The 15,468-nt window shown below is 58.4% G+C and carries 12 protein-coding genes; 1 reads left to right on the top strand and 11 read right to left on the bottom strand.

The features are described from left to right. Window positions 1-16 precede the first annotated feature (16 nt). Entirely contained in the window at window positions 17-1,525 is a 1,509-nt protein-coding gene (locus FAES_RS05710; protein WP_015330248.1) for a DUF1501 domain-containing protein, read from the top strand. 19 nt (window positions 1,526-1,544) lie between these two features. Here the strand turns inward: FAES_RS05710 and FAES_RS05705 are convergent, their stop codons facing one another. The 11 genes from FAES_RS05705 to pseC all read right to left on the bottom strand — a co-directional run bounded on the left by FAES_RS05705 (window position 1,545) and on the right by pseC (window position 15,420). After that, complete coding sequence (locus FAES_RS05705) at window positions 1,545-3,980, bottom strand: ABC transporter permease (protein ID WP_015330247.1); 2,436 nt, start codon at window positions 3,978-3,980, stop codon at window positions 1,545-1,547. Between the two features lie 143 nt (window positions 3,981-4,123). Further along, the gene (locus FAES_RS05700) at window positions 4,124-4,867 is read right to left on the bottom strand and encodes a glycosyltransferase family 2 protein (RefSeq protein WP_015330246.1); all 744 of its coding nucleotides are present in this window, start codon (window positions 4,865-4,867) and stop codon (window positions 4,124-4,126) included. A 66-nt stretch (window positions 4,868-4,933) separates the two neighbouring features. Continuing rightward, entirely contained in the window at window positions 4,934-6,223 is a 1,290-nt protein-coding gene (locus FAES_RS05695) for a glycosyltransferase family 4 protein (RefSeq protein ID WP_015330245.1), read from the bottom strand. Between the two features lie 45 nt (window positions 6,224-6,268). After that, window positions 6,269-7,759 carry a lipopolysaccharide biosynthesis protein gene (locus tag FAES_RS05690; protein ID WP_015330244.1) on the bottom strand — a complete coding sequence of 497 codons (1,491 nt, stop codon included), beginning with the start codon at window positions 7,757-7,759 and terminating at the stop codon, window positions 6,269-6,271. Window positions 7,760-7,904: 145 nt separating this feature from the next. Then, window positions 7,905-8,960 carry a pseudaminic acid synthase gene (gene pseI / locus FAES_RS05685; protein ID WP_015330243.1) on the bottom strand — a complete coding sequence of 352 codons (1,056 nt, stop codon included), beginning with the start codon at window positions 8,958-8,960 and terminating at the stop codon, window positions 7,905-7,907. A gap of 76 nt (window positions 8,961-9,036) precedes the next feature. Next, window positions 9,037-10,155, bottom strand: coding sequence for a tail fiber domain-containing protein (locus FAES_RS05680; RefSeq protein ID WP_015330242.1), 1,119 nt, complete (start codon window positions 10,153-10,155; stop codon window positions 9,037-9,039). A 65-nt stretch (window positions 10,156-10,220) separates the two neighbouring features. Beyond that, a complete protein-coding gene (locus FAES_RS05675) occupies window positions 10,221-10,676 on the bottom strand; it encodes a GNAT family N-acetyltransferase (RefSeq protein WP_015330241.1) in 456 nt (151 codons plus the stop codon). Further along, on the bottom strand, window positions 10,661-11,653 hold the full coding sequence (gene pseG, locus FAES_RS05670) for a UDP-2,4-diacetamido-2,4,6-trideoxy-beta-L-altropyranose hydrolase (protein WP_015330240.1): 993 nt from the start codon (window positions 11,651-11,653) through the stop codon (window positions 10,661-10,663). Before pseG ends, FAES_RS05675 begins: the two co-directional genes overlap by 16 nt. 96 nt (window positions 11,654-11,749) lie before the next feature. Next, window positions 11,750-12,451: a pseudaminic acid cytidylyltransferase gene (gene pseF / locus FAES_RS05665; protein WP_015330239.1), complete on the bottom strand. Its 702-nt coding sequence runs from the start codon at window positions 12,449-12,451 to the stop codon at window positions 11,750-11,752. Between the two features lie 108 nt (window positions 12,452-12,559). Further along, a complete protein-coding gene (locus FAES_RS05660; protein ID WP_148289298.1) occupies window positions 12,560-14,248 on the bottom strand; it encodes a hypothetical protein in 1,689 nt (562 codons plus the stop codon). Then, on the bottom strand, window positions 14,245-15,420 hold the full coding sequence (gene pseC / locus FAES_RS05655; RefSeq protein WP_015330237.1) for a UDP-4-amino-4,6-dideoxy-N-acetyl-beta-L-altrosamine transaminase: 1,176 nt from the start codon (window positions 15,418-15,420) through the stop codon (window positions 14,245-14,247). Before pseC ends, FAES_RS05660 begins: the two co-directional genes overlap by 4 nt. Window positions 15,421-15,468: the final 48 nt, after the last annotated feature.

Here is a 15,468-nt window from a genome sequence, read left to right as displayed (position 1 = left end):
CCAGACTGAGAAGCTTATGAACCGACGAAAATTTCTGGCCGCCGCGTCGGCGTTTACGGTGCCTGTCATGCTCAACGGGCTGGAACTGAAAGCCATGACCCGGCAGTCGGCGCTGGTGCAGTCGCTGATGAACACCAACGCGGTCAACACCGATCGCGTGCTCGTGATTGTGTACCTCAACGGCGGCAACGACGGCCTGAACACAGTCATTCCCATCGACCAGTATAGCCGTTACGATACGCTGCGCCACAACATCGCCATTCCGCAAAACAACCTGCTGGCGCTGAGCGGCCACCCGGAACTGGGCCTGCATCCGAGCATGACGGGTATGCGGAATCTGTTTAACGACGGGCGGCTGTCGATCATCAATTCGGTTGGCTACCCCAACCCCGATCAGTCGCATTTTCGCTCGACGGATATTTACATGAGCGCCGCTGACTCGAACGTGCAGCTGACGTCGGGCTGGGCCGGGCGTTACCTCGCCGACCAGTATCCGGGTTACCCCACCGGCTACCCCAACACGCAGATGGAAGACCCGCTGGCGCTGCAAATTGGCTACCTCACCAGCACCACCCTGTTGGGGCCGCAGCAGTCGATGGGCGTGGCGGTCAACGACCCCGACGCGTTTTATCAGTTGGTGGGCGCCGGGCAAGATACGCCCCCTGCCGACGTACCGCCGGGCGACGCGGGCGACCTGGTTGCGTTTATCCGGCAGCAACAGGCACTGGCCGTTGGCTATGCAGGTGAGATCAAGGCCGCATTCGGGGCGGGGCAGAACTTTTCGACGTACCCACAGCCCAACCAGAACTACCTCGCCGATCAGCTCAAAATCGTGTCGCGGCTGATTCACGGCGGGTTGAAGACCAAGATTTACTTCGTGTCAATCGGCGGCTTCGATACGCATTCGACGCAGATTTACAACGGCAACCCACTTCAGGGCGCCCATGCTGAGTTGCTCGGCAAGGTGTCGGACGCGCTCTGGCTCTTTCAGGAAGACCTCCGGCAGCAGGGCGTGCAGGACCGGGTCGTAGGTATGACGTTTTCCGACTTTGGGCGGCGGGCCAACTCCAACGCCTCGTTTGGTACCGATCATGGCGTGGCGGCGCCGCAGTTTGTGTTTGGCACCGCCATGAAGCGGCAAGTCATCGGCCAGAACCCAAACCTGTCGGACCTGATTCCGAGCTACGGCAACAACTTCGACGTGAAGATGCAGATCGACTTCCGGCGGCTTTACCGCGACATGCTGGTCGATTGGTTTGGCACGACACAGACCAAATCGGATTCGTTGCTCCTGCACAACTTCCCCACCGTGTCGCTCTTTTCGGATACCTGCCAGACCATCAGCTCCGGCCCCTGGAACGACGCCAATACCTGGTCGATGGGGCGCGTGCCGGTGGCGAGCGAGCGCATCTGCGTGAATCCCGGCCACGTCGTGACGGTCAGTCAGAACGTATCGGTGAAGGCGGCTCGGGTGCTGGGTACGTTGAAATACAGCAGCGGTGCCCGTATTCGCATCACGGGGTAACCCCACATAGGCAACGCGACTAGTCGCCTTTCAGAATTTCGGCCGGGTTGCTCCGGGCGGCCTTCACCGTCTGCGAGCCAATCAGGACACAGGCGATCAGCACCACCGCCGCCAGACCCACCACCAATTCGGCGAGCCGCACCGGCGTATGATACGGGAAGCGGGTGAGCACGATTCGTTCGAAGAACAGGTACGTTACGGGTAGCGCCACAAGCGCCGACAGCGATAGCAGCACCAGGAAATTCCGACTTAGCAGGTACACTACGCTGGCCGTGCTGGCCCCCATCACCTTGCGGATACTGACTTCCCGTAATCGGGTTTCGGTGGTGAAAACGACCATGCCGAACAACCCCATCGACGCAATCGAAATGGCAAGCAGCGACAGAAAGCCGATAATCTTGATCAGGGTCGACAAGTCGCTGTAGGCCTCCTCAATCTCCTGATCATAGAATTTCGCCTGGAACGGATGAACCCGATCGATCGTCTTCCAGATCGACTCGATCTTGGCCATAGTTGCCAGCATGTCGGTGCTTTGCAGCTTGACATTGAGGATGGCCCTGTCGCCGGGCGTCCAGAACATGAAGGCGACCGGCTCGATGAGGTTATCGACCTTGCCGTAGTGAAAATCCTTCATGACACCAATAATAGTCATCCTGCGGGCGCCCTGCCTATTTCGGAACGTAACCGATTTCCCGATGGCCTTCTCGGGGTCGTTGCCACCAATGTGGAATCGTTTCAGCACCTGCTGGTTCACGATCACTTCAGTAGCCGCAGCAGCTGTGGTGGGTCGCGCTTTGAAATTGCTACCGGCAATGAGTTTGTAGTCATGCAACGCCAGGTAGTTTTCGTCGACGTTATTGGTCAGCACCAGGGCCGAGTCGCGCGAATCGTCGTAGGTCATATATCCGCCCCAGGCATTGCCAACGCTGGTGATGATCAGCGACCGGGACAGTGCGGTCACTTCCGGCACCTCGCTCAGTTCCTTGAGCAACGCCTCCGGCGGGTTACCCTGCATATTGATATTCAGCACGTTTGCCGTATTGAACCCCAGATCAAACGCCAATATATTTTTGTACTGCACATAGCCGATGGCTGTGGCGGTGATGAAGATCAGGGTGACCGTGTATTGAACCACCACCAGCGCGCGCCGGAGAGTTAGGCGTTTGGATCCGTTGGCCAACGAGCTATTCCGGAACGCCTGAACGGCGCCTATGTTTGACAGGAACAGGGCGGGTACGAACCCGGCCATAATACCGACCGTCACCGAAAAGACGATGAAGGCAATGACCATCGTCAGGGTGAGTTCGAGCTTCACCGTGCGCTGCATCTCCGGGGCCAGGTTGATCAGCTGCGGCCGCATTAGGAGAAAGATGACGAACGAAAGTAGCAGGGCTACGAGCGAGACCAGGATTGCCTCGGCCAGAAACTGCTGCCCGATCTGCCCCCGCCCGGCTCCAATCGCTTTGCGGAGGCCTATTTCTTTAAAGCGCCGCATGGCCCGGGCTATGGAGAGGTTGGTGTAGTTGAAACAGGCCGACAGGATCACGACGAGCGCCAGCCCACTCAACAGCCAGAGCATGGCCGGCGGCATATGACGGCGCACCGCCCCCCGCATATCCCGGAGTTCATTACCCACCACGATGTCATACAGGGGAAGCAGTTCGAGGTGAATCAACGCGCTTTTGTCGGCGCGGTTTTCCTCCCTGGCTATGGCATCGAGCTGCGCCTGAATAGCCATGAGGTTAGCGTTTTCCGGCAGCAGGGCATACACGTACGTCAACCCAATGTTAGTCCAGCTGTCGAACGTCGGGTCGTTCCGGTTTAGTTGCTCGAACGTCGATAGCGAGACCAGCGCTTCAAAATCGATGTGCGAAAAAAACGGCACGTCGTTCATCACGCCGGTCACCTGGTAGTCAAGAGTGTCGATCTTGACCGTCTTGCCAAGGGCAGGTTCATCGCCAAAGAGCTTCCGGGCGGCCGTCTGGGTGAGCACGATCGAGTACGGATCGCGCAGGGCCCGGTCGGGATTGCCTTCCAGCAGCGGGAAGGTGAACACCTTGAACAGCGACGATTCCGCCCAGTAGCCTTTGATGGGAAGCGTCTGGCCGCCCACGTTCGCATCCTGCGCAAAGTCGTGCATAATGGTCACCTCCGCACCGGCATGCCGGTCGATACCCGTCACGCGCTCCCGGATCAGCTTGCCGGCCTTTAAGGAGGCAGACGCATACGTATCGCCCGACCGGCTTTGCTGCTTATTGGCCGACAGCACGCTGGTGACGCGGTAAATCCGCTCGCCGTTCTGGTGAAACCTGTCGTACGAACGCAGGTCGAGCACAAACGCAATCAGCAATAATCCCACGGACATGCTGATGGACAGGCCCACAATGTTGATGGTCGAGAACAGCTTGTTGCGCAGCAAGTTGCGTGTCGCGGTTTTGATGTAGCTCCCAATCATGACTCGGCTGGTAAGAAGTTAGTTTCCAGTTACGCTGCGGCACAGCAGTTTCCTGTAGCAAGTGTACCGAACACGCACAGACCGAATGAATAAATGGGACGAACCCGGCTAAAAATGGGATGAATACCCTGACGGCTTCGGCTTCATTTCACGGCTGCCCGCCACACAATTTTGGCGTGGTTCCAGAGGGTGGGCAGCAAGCCAAAATGCCAGGTCAGCACCTTGAACCGGTCGATGAGCGACTGCCGATGCTTCTGCACCGACAATCCGCCCACGAGGTAACGGCACAACGCAAACGGCACGTACCCAACCCGGCGGGCCGCTTTCAGGCAGCGGATTTCCCAGTCCAGATCGGCGCTGAGGTTGTCGATTGGGTACGTTGGCGCGATGGTCCGCCGGGCCACAAATGCCTGATGGCTCACCTTCATGCCCAGTGCCATATCCTGCCAGCGCAGTTCGGTGGGTAGCCGATGGGGCGTTACCTCGCTACGTAGCCCCACCGGCGAGCCATCGTCGCGAACAAACAGGGCATCGCTGTAGTAGACGTCACAGGCCGGATTGCGCTGCATATACGTCAACAGCGCCTGAAGCGTCTGCTCGTCGTAGAGTTCGTCGCCCGCATTCATGAACCAGACAAACTCCCCCGTCGCCAGGGCCTGCCCTTTGTTCATCGCGTCATAAAGCCCCCGATCGGGCTCGGATATCCACTGCGAAAGGTGGCCTTCGTAGCGCCGGACGATATTGAGTGTATCGTCCGGCGACGCCCCATCAACCAGGATGTATTCGTAATCGACGCCCAGCACGCACCCCTCCTGCCCCGCGATACTTTTGATGGTACGCTCCAGAAACGGCCCGGCGTTGTAGGTGATGGTGATGATGGAAATCATGGTCGACGAATAAAGCGATTGGCACCATCGGTAAGCAGGTGAATGAATGCGCCCGCTTACCGATGCCTACAGAAGCGGTAAATCACGGCCACCCACCAACGATTCGTAGAGGCTGGCGTATTGTTCGGCTACAATGGCTTCATCATAATGCGCCAGCACGTGCTGCCGGGCGGCGTGCGCGATGGCGGCGTAGTCGTTGGGTGGTAGGTCCAGCAGCCACTGCATGCCCGCGCTCAGGTCGTCGGCCGATTTGTACTGCGCCAGATAACCCGACTCCCGGTGCTGGATCATTTCGGGAATACCGCCTACCGTAAACCCCACGGCGGGCGTGCCACAAGCCATAGCCTCCATAATCGTGTTGGGCAGGTTCTCGGCCAGCGACGGGATCACGAACATATCGGCGGCGTTATAGGCGTAACTAATCTGCTGCATGTCTGACAGCGGGCCGAGGAAATGGTATTGAAACGGCAACTCGTGCAGCAGGCCCTTATCGCCCGCGCCGAAGATCAGCAGTTCGACCTCGCGGGGGTTCTCAAGCTGAGCATGAAGTTGGTGCAACGCTTGTTCGAAATACCGAAACCCTTTCCCGACGGTGCTCACTTTCGCCGCTGCAAACAGAATCAGCCGCCGGTTGGTAGGCAAACCCAGTGCCTGCCGCGCCGCCGCCTTGTCGATCGGCCGAAAAAGCTCCGTATCGATTGGATTGGGAATAGTCAATACCGAAAACGGCCGAAATAGCCCGCTTTTACGGGCGCGGTTGGCGAGCCATTCGCTGCAACCGACCGGCACCAGGTGAGCGGCTTCGTAGGCCTTTTGCTTACGCTGCCAAACCGAGTGGCTCAGGTCGTTGGGGCCGGGCCGACGCAGGAACGGGACACAATTGCCGCACGACCGCTGGTAGTTCTCGCAGGTCCCGCTGTGGTGGCAGCCACCCGTGAAGGCCCACATGTCGTGCATGGTCCAGACAACGGGCTTGTCCAGGCGCATCAGGCTACCCAGCCCTTCGACCGAGAAAAACCCAAAGTTGACCCAGTGCAGGTGCAACACATCGGCCTGCCGGATCACGGAGTTGAACGTCAGGTCGACGCCCGTCACGGCCGGCGAGAATTGAAACCGCACCGATTTGTCTTTCTCGTAGGGCAGAAACGCCAGCCGCTCGGCCCCAAAGCGGGCAAAGGCCATCTTCTGCGCCAGAAAACTGGTCGCCAGCGCGTCGACGTTGGCGTCTGGGTACGTGGCTTCTTGCACCAGCAGCGTACTATCGACGCCAAACCGGTTCAGGGCCCGGTTGAGTCGCCCCGCCGCTACGGCCGCGCCGCCCGTGGTATGGTATGTATTCAGATGAACGACGCGCATGAATAGATCATTAGTTGTCGGGCAGTGAGTAGTCGACTTCTGTCATTAGCGACGAAACCTTGCCACTCCCTGAGCCAGCATCCCGTTCAGATCGGGGTAGATTCGGAGCGCGAAGATAAGGCCCACGTAAGCCGCCACAATGCCCACCGATCGCAGGGTCACATCGAGGATGACGGCTACCAACGTACCTGTCGGGTAGGCGGGCCAGGCAGCGATCAGCCACACCAGGCCACCGACACCGATAACGGCCGCATTGCGCCAGGTAAACGGCTGCAATCCAAACTTATACCACACAAACAGGGTCCGCGACAGGTTGAACAGACCCGTCGTGAGCGCCGCGCCAATCGCCGCGCCGTTGAGCCCGTATTGCCGGATGAGCATGGGCGTCAGCACAATGGTTAGCACCACCATCAGCAGGTTGAAGAGCGAATCCCAGACGTAAAAACGGGAGGTGTTCAGGATGGTCCCGTTGACGCCCGTTGCCATGTCGAACAACTTACCCAGGCCGATCCAGAGAATGACATAATACCCGGCCTCGTAGCCTTTGGGTAGAAAACGAAATACACTCGGCAGATTGGCCGCGATTCCCACAAACACCAGACAGCCGATCAACAGTTGGCTGAGGCAGCTTTTGGCGTACACGCTCCGGATTTTGGCCAGATCGTTGTTTTTCCAAGCATCGGCAATCACCACACCAGACACTTTATAGAGCATCATGGCCGGGGCAGCAATGACCGATCCGAAGTTGGCCGCCGTGCCATACACGCCCGTGCTACTCAGCCCCAGCGAATTGTTAACCAGCGCCTTGTCGATGTGCAGGATCACCTGCGACGACAACCCCGCAAAGAGCGTCAGGCCGGCGTAGCGATACAGCGAAACGGCCAGCCCCGGCGGCAGGTTCAGGTACGTTGGGTTGAGCGTAAAATGGCCGTTGCGCACGACACTGGCGATCATCAGTCCCAGCGGAATCAGGTACGACCCGAGCCAGCCCCACAGCATGGTGTAGAAGTCGATCCAGCCAAACCAGTGCGCCAGCACCGCCAACAGGAAAAACACCCGTTGCCCTACGTCTTTCAGGAACGTACCCGTCACGCTGTCGTAAAGCAGGCGGGCATAGGTGTCGAACAGGTTGAAAAAGAGCGTAAAAAATGTGAGCGGCAGCAGCAGGTAGTAGTGCTGCACAAACAAGGCCGACTTGGCCTGATTTTCGGCGATAACCCAGGGCCGGAAGACCCACAGCGCCACAGCACAGCCCAGAAAGCCCAGCAGCGACGTACCCACGGCCAACAGCAGAAAGCCGCCATGCCCGCGCTCGTAGTTACGGAAATAGGGGAAATAGCGCCCGCCCGCCCCGTTGATGCCCAGGTTAGCAAACTGCGTCAGGATGATCGCCAGGCTGCTCAGAAGCTGAATAAGCCCGTTCTGATCTTTGCCCAACAGGTTAGGCAACAGCAAGCCCGTTGTCAGAAAGCCGATGACAATACCAACATACGAAAAGGCCGTTCCCTGAATGGTTTGTTTTTGGATGGAACTCATTGGGTGTATGGAACGCGGATGAAGCGGATTTTGGGGATGATCGCGGATTTTTGATGAGTTGTGTCAGCTTTCTCGCCAATGCGGGCCGCTCCAGACTAATCAAAAATCCGCAATCATCCCCAAAATCCGCTTCATCCGCGTTCCATCAGTTAGTCAATTCCCAGGTAAGGGCGGTGCCCGCCTTGATGGGTTGAGCGGCGGTTTTGGTCAGTACTTCGTCGTAGTGGCGGGTGTGCAGGCCGTTGGCCGGGCGGATGCTCCGCACGTTTTCGGCCGTGAAGGCCTCGCCCACCGCCATGTCGCGCACCACATACAACGACCGCTTGAATTGCAGGCTTTTTTGCTCCTTCGGTGTGGGTGTGTAGCTCACCTGACCCATCGCCAGAAACGCCCGCTCCGACTCCACGACCAGACTTTTCAGCTCCTCCGGTTCCAGCGAAAAGGCCGAATCAACGCCGCCATCAGCGCGGCGCAGGGTGAAGTGTTTTTCAACCACCACCGCGCCCAGCGCCGTCGCCGCCACGGCTGCCCCGATGCCCATCGTATGGTCGGAAAGGCCCACAGGTACGTCGAAAAGGGCGCTCATGTGCGGAATCGTGAGCAGGTTGGTCGTTTCGGGCGTGGCTGGGTACGTGCTCGTGCATTTCAGCAGAATCAGGTCGCGGCAGCCGTTATCGCGTAGCACCTTCACCGATTCGGCCAGATCGGCCACCGTGGCCACGCCCGTACTCATGATGATTGGCTTGCCCGTCTGGGCCACTTTCTTCAGCAGAATATGGTCGGTGTTCTCAAACGACGCGATCTTGTAGAGCGGGACGTTCAGCGACTCCAGAAAATCGACGGCGGTGGTATCAAACGGCGAACTGAACGCCACCATGCCATGCTGCTTGGCCCGCTCGAAGATAGGCCCGTGCCACTCCCAGGGGGTGTAGGCCTCTTTATAGAGCGTGTAGAGGTTCTTATCGGCCCACAGCGATTGATTGTCGCGGATGAAAAACTCGTCAGACTGTCCGTTGAAGGTAATGGTATCGGGCGTGTAGGTTTGGAGCTTGAGCGCGTGCGCCCCGGCCGCCGCCGCCGCATCGACCAACGCCAAGGCCCGGTCGAGCGACTGATTATGGTTTCCCGACATTTCGGCAATCACAAACGGCCGGTGCTGTGGGGAAATGGTAAACTGTGCAACCTGAATGGGTTGAATCATGCGTTCGGAAGACGATGGTTTGCCTGTTCTGGGGCCAATCGGCCTTTACGAACAAACCAAATTTTGTCGCACAAAATTACCGCTTCCGCTTGAGGGCATCAACTTCCCGGCGAAGTTGCTCGATCAGAGCGCCCTGCGATTTGATAAGCGCCTGTTGCTCTTTAATAGCCTCGGTCAGCAGGGGTAGTACGCCGTCGTAATTCAGGAACTTGACGCCGTCCGCATTTTCCGATACGACTTCGGGCAACACCTGCTCGACTTCCTGCGCCAGAAAGCCCACCTCCCGGCCCCCCGACCCATTTTTCCAGTCGTAGTAATAGCCATTCAGCGCGTTTACTTTTTGCAGCGCATTCGTCATCCGCACTACGTTGGTTTTGGAACGGGCATCCGACATGAGGTTCATCGCCCCGTACAGAGTCAGCTTTGCATTGGCCGATGGCACACCGCCCAGCCCGATGCCCACCCCGTTATCGACCAGTTGGCTGTTGACCAATACACCATCGCCGTTGTATTTGAGCAGGTTGTTACTCCCCACCGACGAACTGAACGAGGAGATCGATGTACTGCTGGGTAGCGTATGGCGCATCAGGTTGCCTTCGCCATCGGTCATAAGAAACGCCACCCCCGAGCCAGTAGGTATACCACCAAACCGCACTGTTCCGGTGGTGTGCAACTGCGCCTGCGGGCGTTGTGTGCCTAACCCTAAATTGCCGTTGGCCGCCATCTGCATGTGCACAGTGGTGTAGTTCCGCCACGAAAACAACGGGCGGCTTAGCAGGGCTCCGGCCCCTGTTTTCAACGTATTGTCGGTCTGCGTGCGCGTGTCGAATAGGATCATTGGCGAGTTGCTGTTGAGATCGTTGACCGGGTTAGTCACGCTGGCCAGCACCATGGCCGAGCCCGCGTTGTTTTCCGTGTACGACAGCAATACCGGCACCAGCATGCTGCCTGTGGTGCCATTCCGGAAGCCAATGTATTCGCGTGGCGAGGTTGCCACCTGCATGCGCAGGAGCTCGTTGTAGCCAGACGCACACGGATTATCCTTTGTAATGACGACCCGGCCAGTCTCACTCGTCGGTAGGGTGATCCGCGTTTCGTCGCCGGTGTTCGTCCATCGACCAACGGCAGGTTCCTGAGCGAAAGCAATAGGCCGAATAGCCAGCAACAATAGTGTGATGAATAGAGGATAGCGCATGAGCGGCAAACAAGGATGGCAGCTTAATCAACCGAAAACTACGCAATATAAATAACCCTTATGGCCTATTGCTTCACTAAACGTATTTTACCTTCAGCGCCCGCCCAACCCAAGTCATCTTGAAAGCCCGCACGCTGGAAAGCCCGCATCGATGCCTGATTATCAGGTTTGATGTAGGCGGTGATGGGTACATTACCCCACTGCTGCCAGCATACGTTACAGGCCTCGTTCAGCAGCGCAGCCGCGAGTCCCTTCCCCCGGAACGCCGCGTCGACCGACACGCCAATAATTACTTCGCCATCCGGTTGTTTTTCGAAACGTACCTGTCCGACAGGTACGTTCTCGTCGGTTTCAAACACCAGCAAGAGCGCATTAGGGTCGATAACTTTCCGGGCAAACCAGGCTTCGTGCGTGGCCAGCGGTATGGGTGCCGACTGAAACGATTGCCGACGGGTGGCGGGGTCGTTGGCCCACTCAAAATACAGCCGCATGTCGGCGGGCTTGGCTACTCGGCAGTGCATAGCTGCGTGAAGACCTGCCGGTAGCGGTCGGCGGTTTTTCCGTCGAAAACGAGGCGCTGTTTGAATACGGTGGGGGTCATGCGGGCTTTTTGAACGGCCATCTGCAACGCGTCGGCATCGATCGGTAGTGACAACGTACCCAGCACCAGGTGCCGGTCGCGCATAAACGACACCATCCGTTTCTGATTATCGGCCGTCTGCACCACCACCATCGGGCGACTCACAGTAGCCACTTCGTAAGCAATCGTGCTGGCCGATACCACATTCAGCCCGCTGCCGCCAATGGCCCGAGCCATCTGCTTGGCCGAGAGGTTGTGCAACAGGCTCAGCCGGTCTTTGGGTAAATCGGCGAAGGTATCGGCATGAGGGTTGGCCGCACCGAGCGCCACCGTAACGCGCAGGTTCGGGTTTTGATCGATCAGCAATTCGGCAATGGTTCGGCTGACGTTGTGCGGATCGGCACCGCCCATGTTGACAAATGCCTTGTGCTCGCCGTCTTTGGGTTGCGCTTTCTGTTTGAAAGCCGGGTTTACCAGCGCGTAGCCGGCGCCCAGCAGCAATTGGGTATACGGTTCAGTCTGGTAATCGGCGGGGGTAACGTCGCCCGCGTGGTTGATGACCACGTCGGCTACCTGATGCCCCTGCATGAGATCATCGATAAAGACCAATTTATGCGCCTTGTCGCGAACGGCCCGCTGAAACGCCTCGTCATACTGATAGCCATCGAGCACTACTACGTCCTCGTCGGTTACGTGCGTCAGCAGCTCATCGAGTTCATTGCTGGCCAGTTCCAGGAGCGGTATGTGCAGTTTGGTCAGCAGCTTTCGCGTCGAATCCGACGGGTTGGCAATGGCGAATCGGTGGTCAAACGGGGTAGCCTCTGCCTCGCCCAGCATGTCGGCAAGCGCCAGGCTGCGCATGATGTGCCCCATACCGGTTTGAGCCGAGCCGTCGGCGCGAAAGAGAATTCTCTTCATGAGTTAGGTATGTTGGATACGGATTTTCGGCACAAAGGTAACGGTAAAGTAGCGTACGGCTTCAGCCGGGCCGTAAGTCGTCGTAACAAGGTATGGTCAGGCGGTTTCGTTACCCTGATACAGAATCCGTATTTTCAGTTCGGCCAGTTGCCAGTCGGTGAGCGTATCGATGTCCTGCGTTTCCAGTTCGGGGATTTCCAGACCGCTGGTGTTGGCCCCCAGCAGTTGGCCGGTTTCCAGAAAGCGGGGCACGTTGAACCAGTAAAACTGCCCGGCATCGTGGTAAATGGGTTGCAGATCCTGCGAGCGGGTCTGGGCAAATTCGGGGTAGAGCCACGCCAGCCGGTCGCCCTGCATGATCACGGAGCGCTGAACCGGAAAGCTATAGCGAACCACCGGAAAAACGGCGTCAAAATCGCCCGTTTCCAGTTTGCCGAACGCCTCGCGCAGCCGATCGGGCGTCACGAAGGGAGCCGTCGGATACAGGCAGCAGGCACGTTCGAACGTATGCCCGTGCTGCGCGTAGGTCTGTAACACCTCGGTGAGCACGGCCCCGGTAGTGGCGTGGTCGGTGGCGGTTTCGGCCGAGCGGGCAAAGGGCACCGCTGCGCCGTACATCAGCGCCATCTGCGCAATTTCGGCATCGTCGGTCGACACCATCACCTCATCAAACAGGCCCGACTCCTGCGCCGCCCGGATGGAATACGCGATGATGGGCGAACCCAGGAAGGGCCGGATATTTTTGCGCGGAATGCGCTTGCTGCCGCCACGGGCGGGTATGATACAGAGGTTGGGCATGGGTTATGTGTCTGTAAAGTCGGATGTATTCGTAGTAAAGTGGCTGGCGGGTCGTGTTCGTGATGGCCTCGTACAGGCAACACCTGCGCTGACTTTCCAGCCTCCGCACTACTTGTCCTTGTCGACTTTTAGCACCTTAAAGGCCGAAAAACGACCTGATTTGACGAAGATAGCCAGTGGCAGGCTGGCGGCATCCATCTTTCCAGTAAGCGGAATAATGGCCGTAAAGCCCGTGTCTTTATCGTTGGCCGAATCGTCGTTGTCGAGCCGTTGGTGGAAGAGCGTCGTGTAATACTGCCAGCCGCCGCTTGTCTGCACGCCAACGTAGGTATCGTTGAAGTTGGCTTTCCGACCTGCCACTTTGGCCCAACCGCTGACGACCAGAAAGCCACTATCGACCCGCTTCAGATCGACCGCGTATTGCAACGAGTCGCCGGGCGTCGTTGCGGGGGTTAAGGCGATCGGCTGACTTTGAAGCGCGGTCAAGGATGGCATTTCAGGCCTGAAGGAACCCTGTTGAGCCAGCTCACTCAACCGGCTGGCCGGCTGGTACTGCGGCGCACAGGCCCGAATCTGTCCGTAGCGTTGCCAGAGCAGATTGTCGGTCTGTTTCAGTTCACGGAACCGGACAATCTTGCTGTGGTACGTCCAGTTTGATACGCCCCACAGCCCGGACGTACCCAGCACAGCCAGCCCAACGAAAGCGGTTTGCCAACGTACCCGGCGTTGCGCCAGCACCTGCACCACCGTCAGGTACGTTGCGGCGATATGTAGGGCGGTGATGTTTCGATAGCGCGAGGCAAACACGATGCTGGTGTCATTCTGAATGCGGTTTACGGCCAGCATCAGGCCCGACAGGTGCAGAAAAACCAGCAGCCAGAACAGGGTGGGGTTCGTGCGGTCGTAACGAATCAGCAGCAGGTATATCATCCAAAGCAGCGTACTGCTGCCCAATGCGATGGGCAACCAGGCAACGGCCGGATGGTAGACCAGCGCCCCCAGAAAGGCCGTATCCAGCGCCAGCAGATGCATCAGCTTTTCGGGACGCAACAACGTACCCAGCGAAGGACCCGCGGGGTTTTCGTAATGCTGAAAATAAAACCAAAGCGCCGGGAGCGTCACGGCCAACGTAGCCAGCACCCAGCGCCAGCGCCCCTGCATTGCCCAGCCCCCAATCAGTAGCGGTAGCACCAGGATGCCGTTGCCATTGGTAAACAGCGCGACCAGCCCGACACCAATCGCCCATACGGGCTGCTGCCGGTTGGCCAGCCAGAACGCCAGCAATGCCAACGCCGGAGCTCCCACGTTCGACACGGCGACGATGCCCCAGAAAGCAATGTTCCACCCCTGAAACTGAAACAACAGGAAAAGTGCGGGCAGGAAGACCACCCCCAACCCCCTCCTTGTTAAGGAGGGGGCTTCGTTAGGCAAGGTAGCTGAAGTCCCCTCCTTAGCAAGGAGGGGGTTGGGGGTGGTCATGGATTGCCACAGCAAACCCGCCGTTAGTAGCAGCAACGCCAGCCCCACGTATTGTAGTAGCCGAAAGTCGACCGAGCCGGTCAGGAGTACGTCTAGCCAGGCAATGAGTTTGACCAGCACCAGCCGATGGAAATTGTTCTGTTCCATCAGCAGACCAACTTTCTGACCAACTGTCGTGGCCGTGGGGAGCCGGTTCAGAAAATCGACCACCGTGGGGTAGTCGTCCATGTACGGAAAATCGTAGGCGTAGGTCAGTACCGTCACCACGTAATACAGCACCGGCAGCAGCGCCAGTCCCATCAGCACCCACCGCTTCATGCGCCCGTAAAATCCAGTACCGCGTCGATTACGAATTGCTGCTCGTCGTCGGTCAGGGTCGGGTACATGGGCAGGCTCAGGCAGCGGCTGTAGTAGCGCTCGGCATGGGGCATCGACCCAGGTACGTTGCCCTGTTGCTGGTAATAGGGCATGGTATGAACGGGGATATAATGCACCTGCGCGAAGATGTTTTTGGCCCGCAAGGCATCGTACAGGCCCTTCCGGTCGTCGACCTGCACCACATAGAGATGGTAAGCGTGCCCAACGCCCGCCGGTGGCACGATGATCTGCACGGGTGTTCCCGCGAAAGCAGCATCGTAGCGGGCGGCAATTGCCCGGCGACGGGCCAGCATTTGATCAGCGCGGTTAAGTTGACTCAGGCCCAGCGCCGCCTGCATATCCGTAAGCCGGTAATTGTAGCCCAGTTCCTGCAACTGCATGTACCAGCCGCCGCGCTCGGGTTCACCATCGTAGGGAGGCGTAAAATCGCCAGGCTTGTTGGTGATGCCGTGGGTACGTAGGCGCATGAGGTGGTTGTAGTGCGCCTCGGTGCGGGCCGTAATCATGCCACCTTCGCCGCAGGCAATGTGCTTGACGGGGTGAAAACTAAAAATCGCGAGATCGGCCAGCGAACTGTCGCCACAGCGGTGGGTACGTCCCTGGGCATCCACAAACGATCCGCCCGGCGCGTGGCAACTGTCTTCGAGCAGCCAAAGGCCGTGTTCGTCGGCCAATGCCCGAAACTGGGCAAAGTCGACCGGGTAACCCGCAAAATCGACAGGAATGATGCCCGCGAAATACCCTCTCGGTTTCGACTCGATCAGCCGCCGCACAGCGTCGACGTCCAGCAAGATGGTGTCGGGGTCGATATCGGCGAAATGCACCTCACCCCCACAATAGCGCACGCAGTTGGCTGAGGCCGAAAACGTGATGGGTGTGGTAATCACGCGCGAACCCGGCCCAACGCCCAGCACCATCGCACACAGGTGCAGCGCCGCCGTCCCGTTCGACACCGCCACGGCGTAGGGGGCGCCAATGTACGCGGCAAATGCTTTCTCAAAGGCACCAATCGTTGGTCCCTGCGTCAGCATCGGCCCGCGCAGCACGTCGGCGACGGCGGCAATGTCTTCCTCCGTAATGTGCTGTCGACCGTAGGGAATGGGGTTGTTCATGAGGAAATGAATGAATAATGTATAATGTAAGATGTATGATAAATAGGC

The organism is Fibrella aestuarina BUZ 2, assembly GCF_000331105.1.
Taxonomy (GTDB): Bacteria; Bacteroidota; Bacteroidia; order Cytophagales; family Spirosomataceae; genus Fibrella; species Fibrella aestuarina.
The sequence above is the reverse complement of the archived record's forward strand: the minus strand, read 5'-3'. Positions and strand labels throughout refer to the sequence as shown.

Coding starts and splice junctions, on each gene's coding strand:
- pseG (WP_015330240.1), bottom strand. CDS start 11,653: ATGAAGAGAATTCTCTTTCGCGCCGACGGCTCGGCTCAAACCGGTATG.
- FAES_RS05700 (WP_015330246.1), bottom strand. CDS start 4,867: ATGATTTCCATCATCACCATCACCTACAACGCCGGGCCGTTTCTGGAG.
- FAES_RS05660 (WP_148289298.1), bottom strand. CDS start 14,248: ATGAAGCGGTGGGTGCTGATGGGACTGGCGCTGCTGCCGGTGCTGTAT.
- FAES_RS05705 (WP_015330247.1), bottom strand. CDS start 3,980: ATGATTGGGAGCTACATCAAAACCGCGACACGCAACTTGCTGCGCAAC.
- pseF (WP_015330239.1), bottom strand. CDS start 12,451: ATGCCCAACCTCTGTATCATACCCGCCCGTGGCGGCAGCAAGCGCATT.
- pseC (WP_015330237.1), bottom strand. CDS start 15,420: ATGAACAACCCCATTCCCTACGGTCGACAGCACATTACGGAGGAAGAC.
- FAES_RS05710 (WP_015330248.1), top strand. CDS start 17: ATGAACCGACGAAAATTTCTGGCCGCCGCGTCGGCGTTTACGGTGCCT.
- pseI (WP_015330243.1), bottom strand. CDS start 8,960: ATGATTCAACCCATTCAGGTTGCACAGTTTACCATTTCCCCACAGCAC.
- FAES_RS05675 (WP_015330241.1), bottom strand. CDS start 10,676: ATGCACTGCCGAGTAGCCAAGCCCGCCGACATGCGGCTGTATTTTGAG.
- FAES_RS05690 (WP_015330244.1), bottom strand. CDS start 7,759: ATGAGTTCCATCCAAAAACAAACCATTCAGGGAACGGCCTTTTCGTAT.
- FAES_RS05695 (WP_015330245.1), bottom strand. CDS start 6,223: ATGCGCGTCGTTCATCTGAATACATACCATACCACGGGCGGCGCGGCC.
- FAES_RS05680 (WP_015330242.1), bottom strand. CDS start 10,155: ATGCGCTATCCTCTATTCATCACACTATTGTTGCTGGCTATTCGGCCT.